Below are 16,844 nucleotides of genomic sequence, written 5' to 3' on the forward strand. Positions count from 1 at the left end.
AGGGAATCGGCAGGAATTTGCCGTGTGTCTGTAGAATATTTCCTGTTCATAGGTATCGTATCAGATAAAAATGTAGGGGTGTATCGAGTGAAAAAGCTATCCGTGCTGTTATTCTGTTGTTTATTATTGGCCGCATGCGGCAATGGAAAAACCGATGGCTCGAATGCAGCCGAGGCACATCAATCCCACAAGCCCTCATTGGACGCAAAAGTGGAAGTGAACGGTCATGACGTGAAGGTAACCGTCACCACCGATATGACCATTTCGAAGAATCATTATGGACAAGCCCGCCAAGACGGCGAGGGCCACATTCATATGTATTTGGACGGCGGAGAAAAAATGGGCGTGAAAGCACCGGAGCATGTAATCCCCAACGTACCGACCGGCCACCACAGCCTCAAGGTATCTCTTCACAACAATGACCATACGCCGTACGACGTCACGAAGACGTACGAGTTCGAGGTCAAATAACGATTCTTTAGAGGAGACCCGTCGTGCTGCGTAATCTCAAACTCAAACTTCAAACCCGAATCCTGCTCTCGGTCAGCCTGGTCACGATCCTCATGATGGGCGCGGTCGTCTGGTTCGATTCCTACAGCCTGCAGAAATCGGTAGAAGAAACGTACATGAGCCAGCTGGACGGCATGACCACGGCGATCAACGGGAGATACGAGGAATCGCATAACCCGAAGGACGTTCAGCAAATTTTCGATTATATCCAATTTAAAAATCCGAAAGTGCTTCAGCTGACATTATACGGAAAAGACGAAATCACTGCGTCGACGGACCGGACCAAAATCAAAAAGCCGACCCCGATGCACATCCAAAGCACGCTCGCTTCCCTCAAAAAGACAAGGCTTACGCATTTGCCCGCGGACAATGACGGATTGAACAAAGATCTGCTCATGTCCCCTTTGAAGGAAGACGGAATGACGATGGGAGCGATCGAGCTTGTGCTCGACACTTCCGAAAGCGCTGCGCTCGTCCAGAATCGGATTCGGATCATCATCCTCATGAGCTCTTCCATCACGATTTTGCTCTTGGTGGTGCTTTACTTCATCATCCGCGGGCGGCTGATCCGGCCGCTCATGAAATTGAGGAACGCGGCACTATCCGTCAAGCAAGGGGCGGCTTATAAAGATATCTCCTTAAATGCCAGCCAGGAGATCAACATCGTGGCCTCAGCCTTTAACGAAATGGTGCACGACCTGGAAAGCCGTTATCTCGAGTTGCAGCTCGCCATGAAGCAGCTGGTCGAATCCGAGAAAATGGTCGCGCTCGGTAATCTTGTCGCGGGCGTTTCTCACGAAATCAATACACCGATCGGAATCGGCGTTACCGCGGCTTCCTTCATGGAAGAGAAATCGAAGCAGTTTCAGACACTCTACCGGGAAAATAGGATGAAAAAATCGGATCTGGAAGAATACCTGAACACGGTGCGCGAAACGACGGGCATGATCCAGGCCAATCTGCACCGCGCCTCTGAGCTGATCCGCAGCTTCAAGCAGGTAGCCGTGGACCGGTCGGTCGACACGAAACGAAGATTCAACATGAAAGAGTACATCAAAGATGTCCTGATCAGCCTGCAGCCGAACCTGAAGAAAACGAAGCATCACGTGACGGTGCGGGGCAATGAAGGCATCGAGGTGCTGAGCGATCCCGGAGCGATCTCGCAAATGATTACGAATTTGATCATGAACTCGCTCATTCACGCCTACGGCCCGGATGACGAAGGGCATATCTCGATCGACGTCATTCAAGACGATCAGGAACTGATCATTCAATATTCCGATGACGGTAAAGGAATGCCCGAAGAAGTGGTCGAGCAAATCTTTCATCCTTTCTTCACGACCAACCGCGGCGGAGGAGGAACCGGGCTGGGCATGCACATCGTGTACAACCTCGTGACCCAGTCACTCGGCGGTACGATACGATGCGAGAGCAAAGTCGGCACCGGCACCACCTTTTATATCCAAATTCCACTGAATGAGGGATGACAGCATGCCTAACGACCAACAGGACGAATTCCTGACATTTGCCGACGAAGAACAGGCGGCATCGCACTCGTCGGCCACGCACAACGATAAATGGAAAGTCATTATCGTGGACGATGAACAAGAGGTTCATCAGCTGACGCGCATGGTTTTGAACGATTTCGAATTCGACGGCAAACGTCTCGAGTTTCTGAGCGCCTACACCGAAGCCGAGGCGATGCGCACGATCGCGGACCATCCGGATACGGCCATCATTTTGCTCGATGTGGTGATGGATCAGGACGACAGCGGCCTGAAAATCGTCAAATACATTCGCGAGCAGCTGAAATTTCAATCGGTCCGGATCATTCTCCGTACGGGACAGCCGGGACAGGCGCCGGAACGGATGGTCATCAGCAACTACGACATCAACGATTACAAAGAAAAAACCGAGCTGACCACGCAGAAGCTTTTTACGACCGTCATGACGGCTTTACGTTCTTACCGGGACATCATGGTGATCGAAAACAACAAAATCGGGCTGGAAAAGATCATCAAGTCGTCGGCGGACCTGTTCGAGCTCAAGTCGCTCAAGAAGTTCGCATCCGGCGTGCTCCAGCAGCTCACCTCCATTTTGAATCTGAATAGGAACGCGCTGCACTGTAACAGCTTTGCCGTAGCCAAGGGCCAAGAGGACATTTATATTCTCGCGGCCACCGGCGATTATGCGTGCGATGACTGCGAAGAGATCCGCGACCTCATTCCGCATCATGTGCTGAGAAGCATCGAAAATACGTTTCGGGACAAAAAAGGGGGGTTTTATGACGATCATTTCACTTGTTACTTCCAAAGCAAGACGGGCAGCGAAAATGTGATTTACTTCGAAGGGTCCAAGAAGTTGAACGAGTGGAACCGGTACTTGATTGAAATTTATACTTCCAATGTATCGGTAGCTTTCGAGAATTTGTACTTGAACGAGGAAGTCGAAAATACGCAGCGGGAGATTATTTTCACCTTGGGCGAAATTGCGGAAACACGATCCCGGGAAACGGGCTTTCACGTCAAACGCGTGGCGGAATATTCGAAGCTGCTGGCGCTTAAATACGGGCTGCCGGAAGAAGAAGCCGAGCTGATCCGGCTGGCCTCCTCCATGCACGACGTGGGCAAAGTCGCGATTCCCGACGAAATCATGAACAAGCCGGGCAAGCTGACGACTGAAGAGTTCGAAGTGATGAAAGAACACGCAATTTATGGCTACACCATGCTGAACCACACGAAGAGCAAAATGATCCAAACCGCCGCTATCATCGCCCATCAGCATCACGAGAAATACAACGGTACGGGGTACCCGAACGGCTTGGCCGGCGAAAACATTCATCTGTACGGCCGCATCGTGGCACTTGCCGACGTGTTCGACGCACTGGGCAGCGAGCGGGTGTACAAGCGGCCTTGGACGAACGAGGAGATTCTCTCTTACTTCCAGAAGGAACGCGGCGGGCATTTCGATCCCGGGCTGGTGGATATGTTTTTCGAAATTTTGCCGGACATTATGAAAATCAAGGAACAGTACGCCGATCCGAATCAACCGGTATGAAAAAACGTCCCGTTGCCCCACGTTGGGGTGAACGGGACGTTTGCTTTTGCTGGATGCTCGTTGCTGATTGCTGGGAGCAGCTTATCTGTATACGTCGTGGTAGACGGAATTGTCGGTGTATCTGCCGTCGTATGAATCGCCGCTGTCGGAATAGTCGCTGCCCGATTCGACGTCGCTCTGCGCGCTCAACACATCGTCGAAAACGGAGTAAATATCGCTGTCTACGGACAGTATGGATTTCAGAACCTCGTTGATTTTCTTATCCAGGCTGATTTGCTGCGAACGCACGTTCAAGGCTTCCTGATATTTTTTGTCTTTCACGTAGCTGTTATAGGTGGTGGTCAGTTTGTCGTAGGAAGCGGTCAGTTTGTCCGCCTGCTTCGCGGAAGCGATCCACCTGTCGGCGAGGGAAGATAACTGATCCAGCTCGTCCTGAAGGAAATATTCCTGCACGCTCGCATCCTGATCGGACAACTTCACGAGCGTGTCGGTGAAGAATGTGTACATTTCGTCTTCCGTAGCACCGGCTGCCGTCGGATCCCCGAAAATTTCCCCGATTTGTCCTGTCAAAATCTCAATGTGCTGCGTGAGCAACCCGTAAAGATAGTTTTGATCTTTTTTGACTGCGTTGCTCGTCTTCGCCAACTCGGCCAGCTTCTTCTTAAATACGCCGGCGTCCATTTTGCGGGCCGGGGCCGATTTTTTCGCCGCGGCTACAGATATGGAAGGTGAAACAGCCGCGGTTGCGGTCGATACTGCGAGGACAAGCGTAAGTGCGATGAATCCGGTTTTAAGCCATTTGTTCATGTTGGATTTCCTCCTATGGAATGAAAAATTGCATAGAAAAAAACACCCTTTGGCAACCCAGCCGTCTTAGCTCTCGCCTTAGACCTGAGGCTTTGCGTCCCCGCCTTTCGACGGGTTTGCCGTTATCAGTCGTGCTTTATCATAAGACTATCGTAATGAGTCTATAGTAATATATTGGAACTAGATTTGTAAATAGCGGAAAATTTAAAGGAAGAAAACGGATATCGGCCGATAGAATGCGGGACGAATGGGAACCAATATATAGAAAACGACTTTAACCGGGGATGACGATCACGCCTCCGCCCTTTTACCGAGAGGGAAAAATGGGTATCGAAATACAGAAGATCCCTGTCGGGATTCGAAGACGATGATAATCGAGGGATGCACAATGCCAAACGAACAACGAAACAGCCGGGAGCTGTGGAGGCAGTTTGCCGGCCCGAACCTCGGCTACATCCAGCAGCAATATGAAATTTACGCGGAAAATCCGGAGGCGGTGAACCCCAAGTATCGCGAATGGTTCGAGCGCTGGGGAGCGCCGGAGATCGATGCGGATGCGGCTCCGCCTGCCGTCACGGCTGAACGGCCGGCCGGCCCGTCGGTGGACGCCCGTCTGCTCAAGCAAGCGATCGCGGCGGGCAAGCTTGTCTGGAACATTCGCTCTTACGGCCATTTGGCCGCCGATATCGATCCGCTGGAAATCGGGCCGCGGGCGGAAGCCCGGATGCTCGAGCCGGAATCGTACGGCTTGACCAAGCGCGATCTTGCGGCGTTGCCGGCGGAATGGGTGTGGGAAGACGCGCCTTACCCGCTGCAGAACGGCTGGCAGGCGATCGAGAAGCTGATGGCCGCTTATACGGGAACGCTCGCCTACGAGTTCAACCACGTACAGGACGAGAAAGAACGGAAATGGCTGAACCGTCAAGCTGAAGCGGAGCTCCCCTCTTCCTCGCCCGGTTCGGACCAGCGCAAAGGGCTGTTGAAGAAGCTCATCGCTTCGGAGCAGTTCGAGGACTTTCTGCATCGAACGTTCGTCGGACAGAAACGGTTTTCGTCGGAAGGACTCGATGTGCTGCCGGCGCTCATGGACGAGATTATCCATGAGCTGACCAATGACGGAGCGCGGCACATTCTCATGGGCATGGCCCACCGCGGACGCTTGAACGTGCTTGCCCATGTGCTGGGCAAGCCGTACGGCAATATTTTTTCGGAATTTCATCATTCGCCGAACAAAAACCTGATCCCGTCGGAAGGCTCGATCGGCATCAACTACGGATGGACCGGGGACGTGAAATACCATCTGGGCGCCAACCGCTCCATTCCGTCCGGGCAGACGGCCGAAACCCGACTCACGCTGGCCAACAATCCGAGCCATCTGGAGTTCGTCAACCCGGTGGTCGGCGGGTTTACCCGTGCGGCGCAGGAGGATCGGAGCGCGCCGGGGTACCCCTCGCAGCGGGAAGAGAAGGCGGCGGCCATCGTGATTCACGGCGACGCCGCATTTCCGGGAGAAGGTATCGTGGCGGAGACGCTCAATTTCAACAATTTGCGCGGCTACTCGAACGGCGGAACGATTCATGTGATCGCGAACAACAAGATCGGCTTCACCACCGAAAGCCACGATTCCCGCTCGACGCACTATGCCAGTGATTTGGCCAAAGGCTTCGAGATTCCGATCGTTCACGTCAACGCGAACGACCCGGAAGCCTGCATTAAAGCCGCACGTCTCGCAGCGGAGTATCGGACGCTGTTCCATAAAGATTTTTTGATCGATTTGGTCGGGTACCGGCGTCATGGCCACAATGAGACCGACGATCCGGAGACGACGCAGCCGCTGATTTACCGGAAAGTGAAAGCTGCGCCGAGCGTAAGCGTGCTGTATGCGGACAAGCTGGTTCGCGAGGGCGTGCTTGGCGCCGACGAAGTCGAGCAAATGCGACAGGAGGCGCTGGACCGCCTCAAGGAAGCCTACGAGGAGATCAAGCAAAAGGATTACGAGGATCCGGTCCATCAGCCGGCCAAAGTGCAGCAGACCCCTCCGGAAAGCCCGGTTAAAGCCGAAACCGGCGTTCCTGTCGAGACGCTGCGCCGGATCAACGCGGATTTGCTGAAGCGGCCGGAAGGTTTCCATGTGTATCCGAAGCTTCAGCGGATTTTGGAGCGTCGGGCGGACGCCTTGAACGACGGCGAAAAAGTGGACTGGGCGCATGCGGAGACTTTAGCGTTCGCGACCATTCTCGCGGACGGACGGCCGATCCGGCTGAGCGGCCAGGATGCGGAACGCGCGACGTTCGCCCACCGCAATCTGGTGCTGCACGATATCGAGACGGGCGCCGCCTATTGCCCGCTTCACGGGCTGCCGGATGCCAAGGCCTCGTTCGCCATCCATAACAGTCCGCTGTCCGAAGCGGGCGTACTTGGCTTCGAATACGGGTACAACGTGTATGCTCCGGAGACGATGGTGATTTGGGAGGCGCAGTTCGGCGACTTCGCTAACGCCGCGCAGGTGCTGATCGACCAGTTCATCTCCGCGGGACGGTCCAAATGGTCGCAGAGATCCAGCTTGACCATGCTGCTCCCGCACGGCTATGAAGGCCAAGGGCCGGAGCATTCGAGCGCGCGGCTCGAGCGGTTCTTGCAACTGAGCGCCGAAGAGAACTGGACGGTCGCTTACCTTTCTTGCGCCGCGCAATACTTTCATCTGCTCCGTCGTCAGGCCGCGTTGTGCGGGACCGACGAAGCGCGGCCGCTCGTGCTTATGGCGCCGAAGAGTCTGATCCGCAACCCGCGCGTCGCTTCTCCCGCGGCGGAGTTCAGCTCGGGATCGTTCCGGCCGGTGCTGGAGAATCCCGGGACTGGCGATTCGCCCGAGCTGGTGGAACGGCTCGTCCTGTGCAGCGGCAAGGTTGCGATCGACCTGGCGGAAGCGCTGGAGAAGCCGGCCGATGAAGTCAAGGAGCGGCGCGATTGGCTGCACGTCGTCCGGGTGGAGCAGCTGTACCCTTTTCCGGCGGAAGATATTCGGGCGATAGTGGAGCGGATGCCCAAGCTCAAAGAGATTTGCTGGGTGCAAGAGGAGCCGAAAAATATGGGCGCTTGGAGCTACATGGAGCCCCATGTATGGGCATTGGCGCCGGCAGGCGTGACCGTCAGCTATATCGGGCGTCCCGAGCGCTCGAGCCCGGCCAGCGGGTTCCAGCAGGTTCACAGCTTCGAGCAGCAGATGCTCCTTTCGCACGCATTGACCTATAGTAAGCGTTTGGCGCAGACAACGGGGAGGTAACGTCGATGTTCGAAATCAAAGTACCGGCGATGGGCGAATCGATCACGGAAGGCACGATTTCCAAGTGGGCCGTCAAGGAAGGAGACGCGGTCCATCAGGGGGATGTGCTGCTGGAGCTCGAGACGGATAAAGTGAATCTGGAAATCAGCGCGGAGCAGGACGGCGTCGTCGAGCGAATTGTCCGGCAGGAAGGCGATACGGTGCAGATCGGCGAGGTCGTCGGCGTCCTTGGAGCCGGAGGAGCGCAAGGCGCTGCGCCGAAGGCTCAGCCGGCGGCCGAAGCTGCTCCTGCGGCTCCGGTGGTGCCTAGCGCGCCGGCGGCGAGTGCGCCTGCTGCGCAGCCCGCGGGAGGCGACGCTGCGGAGCTGACGGCAACGCCGGCAGCGAGGAAGCTGGCCCGCGAGAAGGGCATCGACCTCAGCAGCGTGCCTGCGCGCGATCCGATGGGACGCGTCTCCGCGGCCGACGTGCAGAACGCCGGCAACCGGCCGGCTGCCCCTGCACCTGCTCCTGCCGCCAAGCCGCAAATGCAGCAGCCGGACGCCGTCGCCCCCGGCAAACCGCAGGAGCGCAAGCGCATGTCCCGTCGCCGCCTGACGATTGCCAGACGGCTCGTCGAAGCGCAGCATAACGCGGCGATGCTGACCACATTTAACGAGGTCGATATGACGGCCATCCTGGATGTCCGCAAGCGACGCAAGCAATCGTTCCAGGAAAAGCATGAGGTTGGCCTCGGCTTCATGTCCTTCTTCACCAAAGCAGTAGTCGGCGCACTGAAGCAATTCCCACTGCTAAACGCCGAGATTGACGGTGAAGACATCATCGTCAAGCAATACTACGACATCGGCATCGCCGTTGCTGCCAAAGAAGGACTCGTCGTGCCCGTCGTCCGCGACGCCGACCGTCTCGGCTTCGCAGATATCGAGCGGAAGATCGGCGAGCTTGCGAAGAAAGCCCGCAGCAACACGCTCGATCTATCCGATCTGCAGGGCGGCACGTTCACGATCACGAACGGCGGCGTGTTCGGCTCGCTCCTCTCCACCCCGATTCTGAACGCGCCGCAAGTGGGCATTCTCGGCATGCACAAAATCCAGATGCGCCCGGTTGCCATCGATCAGGAGCGGATGGCCAACCGGCCGATGATGTACATCGCCCTGTCCTACGACCACCGCATCGTCGACGGCGCCGAAGCGGTACAATTCCTGATGCGCATCAAAGAAATGCTCGAGGATCCGGAAACGCTGCTGTTGGAAGGTTAAACGTAATAAGTTGGCCGGGCGGGGTTCTCCCCTGCCCGGCCAACTTATTGAAAAGCGTAACCGAGAGTCTGTAACTCTATTTCGCCAAATTACAGCGGCAAATTCCCTCCGAGATTCTCCACAGTTTCATTTTGCCAAATTGGAGAGCCGGTTTCTGGGGTCCAGTCGTCGGAAATCCTCTGTAGTTTGGCAAAATGAAGTTATAGCCGCTTTCATGCCCATGCGACCTCTTTAATTTGGCAAAATACAGTTGCAGAAGCGGCCGCCGGGCAGGTTCTCTCCTGCCCGGCTTTTTTATACTTTTTTTAGATTTCATTAAGACTCCATATAGAGATGGAGGTTACGATGAAGGACAGGAGGAGAATCGTCCATGTCCATCAAATCAAGATTATTGCTTTCCTATATCGCCATGACCTTCATCCCGGTCATCTTGTTCGCGATGATTGCCGCAGCGCTGGCTTCCGTATTTTTGAAAGATACGCCCGGCGGGCGCAACGGTCCCCCGTTCTTCCAGCAAATGTCCAGCGAGCAGCAAGAGCTTTTCACCGGAATGAAGTTCATCGCGCAAACCGAGCCGGACCGGTTATCCGACCCCGTGTTCCTTGACAAAATGGGCGAGCGCATGAACCGGCTGAAAACCCGCATGGTTGTCGAAAAAAACGGAAACGTCATCCACACAATGTCCAACGCGCCTTCACCTTCTACAGAACATTCCACCGCGAAATACGATTTCACATTCGGCGACGGCAGCCGAGGCACTTTGCTCATGATGACGGCGGGAAATCCTTGGTCCGGCGGTGAGCATACCTTCTTCCCGCTTCTTCTGCTGTCCTTGCTTACCGTGATCGCGCTGACCAATGGGGTGTTAACCTATTTGGTTTCCCGCAGTATCATCAAACCGCTGTATGCTCTGAAATACGCCGCAGAACAAATTAAAGACGGCGACCTCAGCCACGAAGTCGCGCTCAAACGTAAGGACGAGATCGGGGAGCTCGGCGGGGCCTTCGAACAGATGCGGGTCCGTTTGAACGAATCGATCAGACTGCAGCTGCAATACGAGGAGAACCGCAAAGAGCTGATCTCCAACATCTCCCACGACCTGAAAACCCCGATCAGCGGGATCAAAGCTTGTCTGGAGGGTATTCAGGAAGGCATTGCGGAGTCCGGTCCGATGCGCGAGAAATACATGGAGATGATCGAAAAAAAAACGGACGAAATGAACCGCCTCATCGATGAACTCTTGTTATTTTCCAAATTGGACTTGAACCGGCTTCCATTCGATCTTGAGCGTGTCGACCTGGCCGCTTACTTGCGCGACTGCCTGGAGGAATTGCAGCTTGATCCGCTGTTGGCTGGAGTTACGGTGAACTTCTCCCGATCCGGTGAATCCCTTTATGTCGTCGCCGACCGAGAGAAGCTGCGCAGGGTCATCATGAACATTATCGACAACAGTTTAAAATATATGGACAAACCGCATCCGGAAATCCGGGTGGAGCTTAGAGACGATCAAAATGAAGCAACGGTGGGCATTCGGGACAACGGATCGGGCATCGAAGCCGCGGTGCTCCCGCTCATTTTCGACCGCTTCTACCGCGCGGATCCTTCGAGAAACGCGAAGACCGGCGGCAGCGGCCTTGGTCTTGCGATCGTCAAACAATTGGTGGAGGGCCAAGGCGGCAAAGTGTGGGCGGAGAGCGTTCCCGGAGAAGGCACCGGCATTTATTTTACATTGCCCAGAAGCAAAAATGGCGGTGAGCAAACTTGAAACGAATTTTGATTATCGAGGACGATCCTGTCATCTTGGAAGTTCAGAAGGACTTTTTGGAGGCCGGAGGTTTTGAAGTGGATATCGCGAAAAGCGGCGATGCGGGTCTGCACAAGGCGCTGGAGCATCATTACGATCTGATCATCCTCGATCTCATGCTGCCCACAACGGACGGATTTGAGATTTGCAGACAGGTCCGCCGGGTGAAAAACATCCCGATTCTGATGGTGTCCGCCCGCAAGGAAGACATCGACAAAATACGAGGACTAGGACTCGGCGCCGACGACTATATCACCAAACCGTTCAGCGTGGGAGAACTGGTCGCGAGGGTCAAAGCGCACCTTGCCCGTTACGACCGGTTGATCACCGATAACCGGCTTAAGCACAACGACGAAATCCGAATTCGCGGGATTGTCATCGATAAAAATTCCCGGAAGGTGTTTGTTCACGGTAAAGAAATACCCTGCACGTCCAAAGAGTATGACCTTCTTCTGTTTTTGGCCTCCCATCCTGACCGGGTTTTCAGCAAGAACGAATTGTACGAGAAAATTTGGGGGCTCGACGCGATCAGCGACAATGCCTCGGTAACCGTGTATATCAGCAAGCTTCGGGAGAAAATTGAGGCGGACCCGTCCAAACCTCAATATATCGAAACTATATGGGGCGTAGGATACCGGTTCAATTTGTAGGTATAGTGCCGGATGGGGGAGGTGAAATTTGTGGAGAAAATCAGCGTTGCCCCACGCAAGTGGCTGCTCACGCTTCATCTACTCTTTTCCGCCATTATGTTGGGTAACGCCGTCGCATTTTTGATTTTAAGCCTGACCGCGGCTGCGGTTCACGATGCCGAAGCGCTTAAGGCCACCTATGCAAGCATGCATGTGCTGGCCAGAACGTCTGTCCGGGCTTCGACCATCGGCGCCGTGGTCACCGGAGTATTGCTTTCCGTACTCACCCGGTGGGGGCTGTTCCGATTTTACTGGATTATCGCCAAAGAAGCGTTAGCGATCGTTGCGATCGGCTTAGGGCCGTTCGGCATGTATTTCTGGACGCTCAAAGCGGGAAGTTCTTGGCAGCTGTGGAGCGGAATTGTCGTGCAAATTTTAACGCTCGCTTCTCTCTTCGTGATTTCGGTTTTCAAACCTTGGGGACAGAGGCAGCGGAAAAATTAAATTTCATTTTGGGCAATGGAGAGGAGAAAACAACATGGAAAAAAACATCGGCCGTATCCGGTTCGTCCGCTTTCTGTACGGACTGCTGGCCACAGGTTACTTGGTTTGCGTCATATTGCAAGTTTTCTTCGCGGGTCTGGGGATTCTCGCGGATCCGAACGGTATGCAGCTGCATCGCGTGTTTGCCAATTACTTTGAGTTCGCATCGGTCATCATGTTTGTACTGACATTCTTTGGGCGCATCCGCGGAAGCCTTCGGTGGCTGCCTCTCGTCATGTTCGGCATTACGGCGTTGCAGCATATCACCATCCAACAGTTTTCCGGAGATCTCCGGGCTATTCACGTCGTGGATGCTCTGGCCTTGTTTGCGATCTCGATGCATTTGGCCAAGCGATCGTGGTCATGGCTGCTTCTTCGGGAGAAGGACATCCCTTCTACTTTCACTTTATAGGAGGCGCTAAGCCTTTAGCATCATTTTTCGATTTTAGAATGCGAACATGTGTTCGTGCATGTTATAATTTGGTCAGGTACACAAGATGGCTGGCAAGGGCGGTCGGCTAGTCTCCCGGAGGGGAGGTGATGCCGTGCAGGTTAAGGATGCTTTGACGCTGATGATCAGCTCCGTAAGCGCAGTGATTACGCTGCTGTCGTTCATCGTAACGATCGTCTTGGCACTTATCCAAAATAAAAAGAAATAGACCGCCCCCACCCAAGGTTCGGTCTATCCCATGGACCCTATCTTGCCGACCGCCTTTGAAGCGGTCTTTGTACCTATGGAGCCGGTTGCCGCCGGCTCCTCTTTGTTATTATTATAATGCTGCGTGAAGATCTGTGCAACCGCGCGCTTTAAGTAAACTGCCGGGTTTGTAAGAAATGATAGGTATATCGAAAGATACAAACACACGTTCTCGGAATGTATAATGAATATAGGCACATAGAAAGGCTCGCAAGGGCGGTCGGCTAATCTCCCGGAAGGGAGGTGATGCCTGTGGAGGTTAAGGATGCTTTGACGTTAATGATTAGCTTCGGCACACTGGTAATTGCGTTGCTGACGCTTGTCATATCCATCGTCACGGCACTTATCCAAAACAAAAAGAAATAGACCGCCCCCAACAAGGTACCGGTCTATTTCTTGACCAAACCCAAGCCGACCGCCTTCGCAGCGGCTATGTGCCTGAGGAGCCGGTTGCCGCCGGCTCCTTCTTTATTTTTATTATAATACTGCGTAAAAATGTGTGCAACCGCGATATGAGTGTTCACCCCGCCCCCGCCTCCATTTTGCCCAGCGAGTGCAAATAGAACTGCTCATAGTACCCGTGCAGTTCCAGCAACTGCCGGTGGCTTCCTTCTTCCACGATCCTGCCGCCGCGCATCACAATGATGCGATCCGCTTCTAATATCGTAGACAGTCGGTGCGCAATGACCAGCGTCGTTCTCTGCTCGGACACGACATTCAGCGCTTTCTGAATCAACTGCTCGGTATACGAGTCCAAGTTGGCTGTCGCTTCATCGAGAATCAATACCTTCGGCTGGAACACGATGATTCTGGCAAACGAAATCAGCTGCCGCTCTCCGGCCGACAGCCCGCTTCCTCTCTCCGACAGCAGGGTGTCGTACCCATGCTTCATGCGCCGGACGATTTCGTCCGCACCAACCAGCCGGCTGGCCCGAATGACTTCTTCTCGGGAAATCGATTCATCGAACATCCGAATATTATCGACGATGCTGCCCGAATACAGAAACGGCTCCTGCTGGACAAGCCCGACAATCCGGTGAAGCTGACGCTGCGGAATCTCGCGAATATCCACGCCATCAATCGTGATGCTCCCCTCGTTCACATCGTAGAACCGGCACAGCAGGCTAATTAGCGAGCTCTTCCCCGCCCCGGTCGTACCGACGATCCCGATCATCTCTCCCGGCCGAATGTGCAGGTCGAGATCGTGAATGACCGGGCTTCCTTCCCGATAGCCGAACCGGATATGGTCGAAATCGATCCGGCCTTTCACCTGCTTCAAATCCAGGTCACGCACGACGGCGGCGTCCTTCACTTCCGGCGGAACGGAGAAAATATTCCAGATCCGGCTGACGGAAACCGAGGTCGACTGCAGCGTGTTCCATTGCTGGGTAATCGTGCTGATCGGCTGAAAAAACTGACGAATATACGTTATAAAAGCGTAAAGTACCCCGAACTCGATCGATTGGTGGAACACCGCTTCCCCGCCCAGCCACACCACGAAAGCGACGGATAAACTGCCCAGCATGTCGAAGGTACGGTTAAACACGACGTTGGTCCGGATTTCTTGCAGATTGGCGCGAAAATACGTCTGGTTGCGATCCGTGAACTGGTTTTGCTGCTCTTTCTCCTGGTGAAACGCCTGGATCAGGTTCATGCCCGCCAAATTTTCTGCCACGAAGGCGATCAAACGGGAATACGCGGTCCTTGAGGCTTGATAAGTCTTCCGCATATAGGTTCGAAACGCAATCGCGATCAAAGCAATCACCGGCAGCAAAATCAAACAATACAGCGCCAGCGTGACGTCCAGTTGGAACATCATGACAATGATGAAAATCAAGGTCATCCCGTCGCGTACCACGCTTAACAGCACTTGCGTAAAAAATTGATTCAGCGTTTCCGTGTCGCTGGATACGTGAGTAATCAGGCTGCCGCTCGGCATCCGGTCGAAAAACGACATCGACAGCTTCGTAATATGCTCGAACAAATCTTTGCGAATACGGGCAACGATGCTTTGTCCCGCTTTTTGCAGCAAATTATTTTGCAGATAGGTAAACAGGAAGCTGGATATGGACAAACCGAAATATATCGAGCAAATGATCAGCAGCTGGCGGTAATCGTTCGTGCCGATCAACAAATTGTTATCAATCGCGATCTTGACCAAATAAGGCTGCAGCAGATCCGCGGCAATGGCCAGCAAGGTGCAGCAGATAAACAGAAGAAAGGTGACCCTGTACGGTCTCATATAGGAAAATAAAAAGCCGAACGTCGACTTAGAGGGCTGCATCGGAATTCCCCTCCTCTTGAATGGCATGAAGGGTGGCGTAGATGCCTTGGTGCGCCAGCAGCTCGTGGTGCGTTCCGCGCTCCACAATTCGCCCTTCGTCCAACACGACGATTTCGTCCGCATGCTTCAATGCGCTGACACGGTGCGCGATAATCAAAGTCGTCCGATTCCTTCGCTCCGACCGGATCATGTTGATGATCTTCTTCTCCGTTATGGAATCCACCGCACTGACGCTGTCGTCCAAAATCATGATCGGCGAATCCTTGATGATGCCGCGGGCGAGACTCGTTCTTTGCCTCTGCCCTCCCGACAGCGTAATGCCGCGTTCCCCCAGCTTCGTCTCGAACTGTTCCGGAAACTCCGTAATATTCGAATAGATCTGCGCCTTTCGAGCGGCGTCCTCTACCCGATCAAAAGCCGTGTCCCGGTGATAAAACGCAATATTATCCCGGATCGTCGTGCTGAACAGAAAGCCGTCCTGCGGAACGTAACTGATCTGGCTGCGCAAGCTTTCCAGCGACAAATCTCGGATGTCCACTTCTCCAAACCGGATCGTTCCCCGGGGAGCATCGTAAACTCGGAGCAGCAGCTTCATGAGCGTCGTTTTGCCGCTTCCCGTTTTACCTGCGATTCCTACTGTTTTGCCGGGTTCGATCTTCAAATTGATATTATGCAGTGCGTATCGGTCTGAATCCGGATAAGAAAAGGACAAATTGCGGATGTGGATGGCGGCGTGACGCAAATCGATGGACCCGGACGATTCTACTTCTTGTATGTCCGGCTTCACCGCCAGCAGTTCATTGATGCGTTCCAGCGAAGCGCGCGAGCGCTGCATCGTGTTGATGACGTTGCCGATTTGTTGGAGCGGGTTCACCATCATGCGGACATATAACGTTAGCGCGACGAAATTGCCGAGCGTGATCCGGTCATGAATCGTTAAATAGCCGCCGAAGGCCACCGTCACCACCAGCGACAAAGCGCCGAGAAAAGGAATCGACGCTTGGAACAGGGACGATACGCGCACCAGATGGAGCTGGTTATCGCGAATTTGGTCCACCGCAGCTCCAAAGCGCCGCATCATAATCGGCTCGACCGCAAACTTTTTCGTCACGCGAATTCCGCCGAATTGCTCCTCCGCCGCCTCGGTCATTTTCCCCAGAGAGTCCTGGACGGTTAAGGAACGTTTGCGAACGACGGGTCCGATGCCGGTCACAATCCATGGAATAGCCGCGAGCGGCAGCACGCAGGCCCCAATGAGATACAGCGGAATCGAGCTCAGCAGCATCATCGTCATGGCGGACAGAATCGTGATGGTCGCGTTCGTCGTTTGATTCACGCCCATCGCGATCGACTCGCGAACCGCGGTTACGTCGTTCATGACATAGCTGAGGAGCTTGCCCACGCCGTTTTTCGAATAAAACTGCTCGCTTAGCGTCGTGAAATGGCCGAACAGTTTCCTGCGTGTAACAAATTCGAAAAGCCTGCCCAATCTGACGACGATATATTGCCCGATACCGCCGAGCACGGCGAAAGAGACACCCACCGCGAGCAGCAGCAAGCTGTACTCCACAATCACCGGCTGGGTCATTTGCCCTTGATCCAATTGATCGGTGAAACGCCCGAGCAGTCTCGGAAAGAAAGAATTGATAATATTCGCGGCTACGATGAAGAGGATGGCAGTCAAATAGAAATACCACTTGCTGGTGAGATAATCTCTCAATATTTGCTGCGCCTTCACGAACCATCACTTCCTAAAACCGTATTCCCCGCCTTTGCCACCCATATTAAAACTTTTCGCTACGCCTAACAAGTAAACGATTTGATAGCCAGCCAAACAAAAACGGCGCGGTTGCGCGATGAACGCAAATCTTTGCGGTGCAGTCCCCAATCTTTGCGTTAAAGCATCAAATCTTTGCGCGTTGGAGCTCCTAGCCTTTCAGTATGATTAGCCCATAACATTCCAATGAGAAG

General features: G+C 54.1%; 15 protein-coding genes and 1 riboswitch. Of the genes, 11 read left to right on the forward strand and 4 right to left on the reverse strand.

The window, feature by feature from the left end; translation table 11 throughout:
• Positions 1–87 precede the first annotated feature (87 nt).
• The 3 genes from E5161_RS09305 to E5161_RS09315 are packed head-to-tail and all read left to right on the forward strand — an operon-like array spanning position 88 to position 3,567.
• Positions 88–471 (forward strand): hypothetical protein, encoded by a 384-nt coding sequence (locus tag E5161_RS09305; protein ID WP_136777452.1) that lies wholly within the window; start codon positions 88–90, stop codon positions 469–471.
• Positions 472–494: 23 nt separating this feature from the next.
• Positions 495–1,997 carry a sensor histidine kinase gene (locus E5161_RS09310; protein ID WP_136777453.1) on the forward strand — a complete coding sequence of 501 codons (1,503 nt, stop codon included), beginning with the start codon at positions 495–497 and terminating at the stop codon, positions 1,995–1,997.
• A 4-nt stretch (positions 1,998–2,001) separates the two neighbouring features.
• Positions 2,002–3,567, forward strand: a complete 1,566-nt coding sequence (locus tag E5161_RS09315; protein ID WP_136777454.1) for a DUF3369 domain-containing protein — start codon at positions 2,002–2,004, stop codon at positions 3,565–3,567.
• Positions 3,568–3,648: 81 nt separating this feature from the next.
• Here E5161_RS09315 and E5161_RS09320 read toward each other — a convergent pair whose 3' ends face one another.
• The gene (locus tag E5161_RS09320) at positions 3,649–4,374 is read right to left on the reverse strand and encodes a hypothetical protein (protein ID WP_136777455.1); all 726 of its coding nucleotides are present in this window, start codon (positions 4,372–4,374) and stop codon (positions 3,649–3,651) included.
• Between the two features lie 48 nt (positions 4,375–4,422).
• Positions 4,423–4,505, reverse strand: a riboswitch (cyclic di-GMP riboswitch).
• A gap of 257 nt (positions 4,506–4,762) precedes the next feature.
• Between E5161_RS09320 and E5161_RS09325 the strand changes: the two genes are divergently transcribed.
• From E5161_RS09325 to E5161_RS21115, 8 genes are all read left to right on the forward strand, one after another.
• Positions 4,763–7,657 (forward strand): 2-oxoglutarate dehydrogenase E1 component, encoded by a 2,895-nt coding sequence (locus tag E5161_RS09325; protein ID WP_136777456.1) that lies wholly within the window; start codon positions 4,763–4,765, stop codon positions 7,655–7,657.
• Positions 7,658–7,662: 5 nt separating this feature from the next.
• On the forward strand, positions 7,663–8,916 hold the full coding sequence (odhB, locus tag E5161_RS09330; RefSeq protein ID WP_136777457.1) for a 2-oxoglutarate dehydrogenase complex dihydrolipoyllysine-residue succinyltransferase: 1,254 nt from the start codon (positions 7,663–7,665) through the stop codon (positions 8,914–8,916).
• A gap of 370 nt (positions 8,917–9,286) precedes the next feature.
• Positions 9,287–10,681, forward strand: coding sequence for a sensor histidine kinase (locus E5161_RS09335; protein ID WP_136777458.1), 1,395 nt, complete (start codon positions 9,287–9,289; stop codon positions 10,679–10,681).
• Complete coding sequence (locus E5161_RS09340) at positions 10,678–11,370, forward strand: response regulator transcription factor (protein WP_136777459.1); 693 nt, start codon at positions 10,678–10,680, stop codon at positions 11,368–11,370. Before E5161_RS09335 ends, E5161_RS09340 begins: the two co-directional genes overlap by 4 nt.
• A gap of 30 nt (positions 11,371–11,400) precedes the next feature.
• Positions 11,401–11,853: a hypothetical protein gene (locus E5161_RS09345; protein ID WP_136777460.1), complete on the forward strand. Its 453-nt coding sequence runs from the start codon at positions 11,401–11,403 to the stop codon at positions 11,851–11,853.
• A gap of 34 nt (positions 11,854–11,887) precedes the next feature.
• Positions 11,888–12,304, forward strand: a complete 417-nt coding sequence (locus E5161_RS09350) for a DUF6220 domain-containing protein (RefSeq protein ID WP_136777461.1) — start codon at positions 11,888–11,890, stop codon at positions 12,302–12,304.
• Positions 12,305–12,437: 133 nt separating this feature from the next.
• Positions 12,438–12,551 carry a putative holin-like toxin gene (locus tag E5161_RS21110; RefSeq protein ID WP_246042161.1) on the forward strand — a complete coding sequence of 38 codons (114 nt, stop codon included), beginning with the start codon at positions 12,438–12,440 and terminating at the stop codon, positions 12,549–12,551.
• A 290-nt stretch (positions 12,552–12,841) separates the two neighbouring features.
• Positions 12,842–12,955: a putative holin-like toxin gene (locus E5161_RS21115; RefSeq protein ID WP_246042162.1), complete on the forward strand. Its 114-nt coding sequence runs from the start codon at positions 12,842–12,844 to the stop codon at positions 12,953–12,955.
• Between the two features lie 23 nt (positions 12,956–12,978).
• Here the strand turns inward: E5161_RS21115 and E5161_RS21290 are convergent, their stop codons facing one another.
• From E5161_RS21290 to E5161_RS09360, 3 genes are read right to left on the reverse strand one after another with little or no spacing between them, the layout of a single operon-like run.
• Positions 12,979–13,113: a hypothetical protein gene (locus E5161_RS21290; protein ID WP_281279869.1), complete on the reverse strand. Its 135-nt coding sequence runs from the start codon at positions 13,111–13,113 to the stop codon at positions 12,979–12,981.
• Positions 13,110–14,873, reverse strand: coding sequence for an ABC transporter ATP-binding protein (locus E5161_RS09355; RefSeq protein WP_246042163.1), 1,764 nt, complete (start codon positions 14,871–14,873; stop codon positions 13,110–13,112). Before E5161_RS09355 ends, E5161_RS21290 begins: the two co-directional genes overlap by 4 nt.
• Positions 14,860–16,611, reverse strand: a complete 1,752-nt coding sequence (locus tag E5161_RS09360) for an ABC transporter ATP-binding protein (protein ID WP_136777463.1) — start codon at positions 16,609–16,611, stop codon at positions 14,860–14,862. The genes E5161_RS09355 and E5161_RS09360 overlap by 14 nt, the downstream gene beginning before the upstream one ends.
• Positions 16,612–16,844 lie beyond the last annotated feature (233 nt).

Origin of the sequence: Cohnella pontilimi (assembly GCF_005049045.1) — a bacterium.
GTDB lineage: Bacteria > Bacillota > Bacilli > Paenibacillales > Paenibacillaceae > Cohnella > Cohnella pontilimi.

Coding starts and splice junctions, on each gene's coding strand:
- E5161_RS09315 (WP_136777454.1), top strand. CDS start 2,002: ATGCCTAACGACCAACAGGACGAATTCCTGACATTTGCCGACGAAGAA.
- E5161_RS09320 (WP_136777455.1), bottom strand. CDS start 4,374: ATGAACAAATGGCTTAAAACCGGATTCATCGCACTTACGCTTGTCCTC.
- E5161_RS09325 (WP_136777456.1), top strand. CDS start 4,763: ATGCCAAACGAACAACGAAACAGCCGGGAGCTGTGGAGGCAGTTTGCC.
- odhB (WP_136777457.1), top strand. CDS start 7,663: ATGTTCGAAATCAAAGTACCGGCGATGGGCGAATCGATCACGGAAGGC.
- E5161_RS09335 (WP_136777458.1), top strand. CDS start 9,287: ATGTCCATCAAATCAAGATTATTGCTTTCCTATATCGCCATGACCTTC.
- E5161_RS09350 (WP_136777461.1), top strand. CDS start 11,888: ATGGAAAAAAACATCGGCCGTATCCGGTTCGTCCGCTTTCTGTACGGA.
- E5161_RS09355 (WP_246042163.1), bottom strand. CDS start 14,873: ATGCAGCCCTCTAAGTCGACGTTCGGCTTTTTATTTTCCTATATGAGA.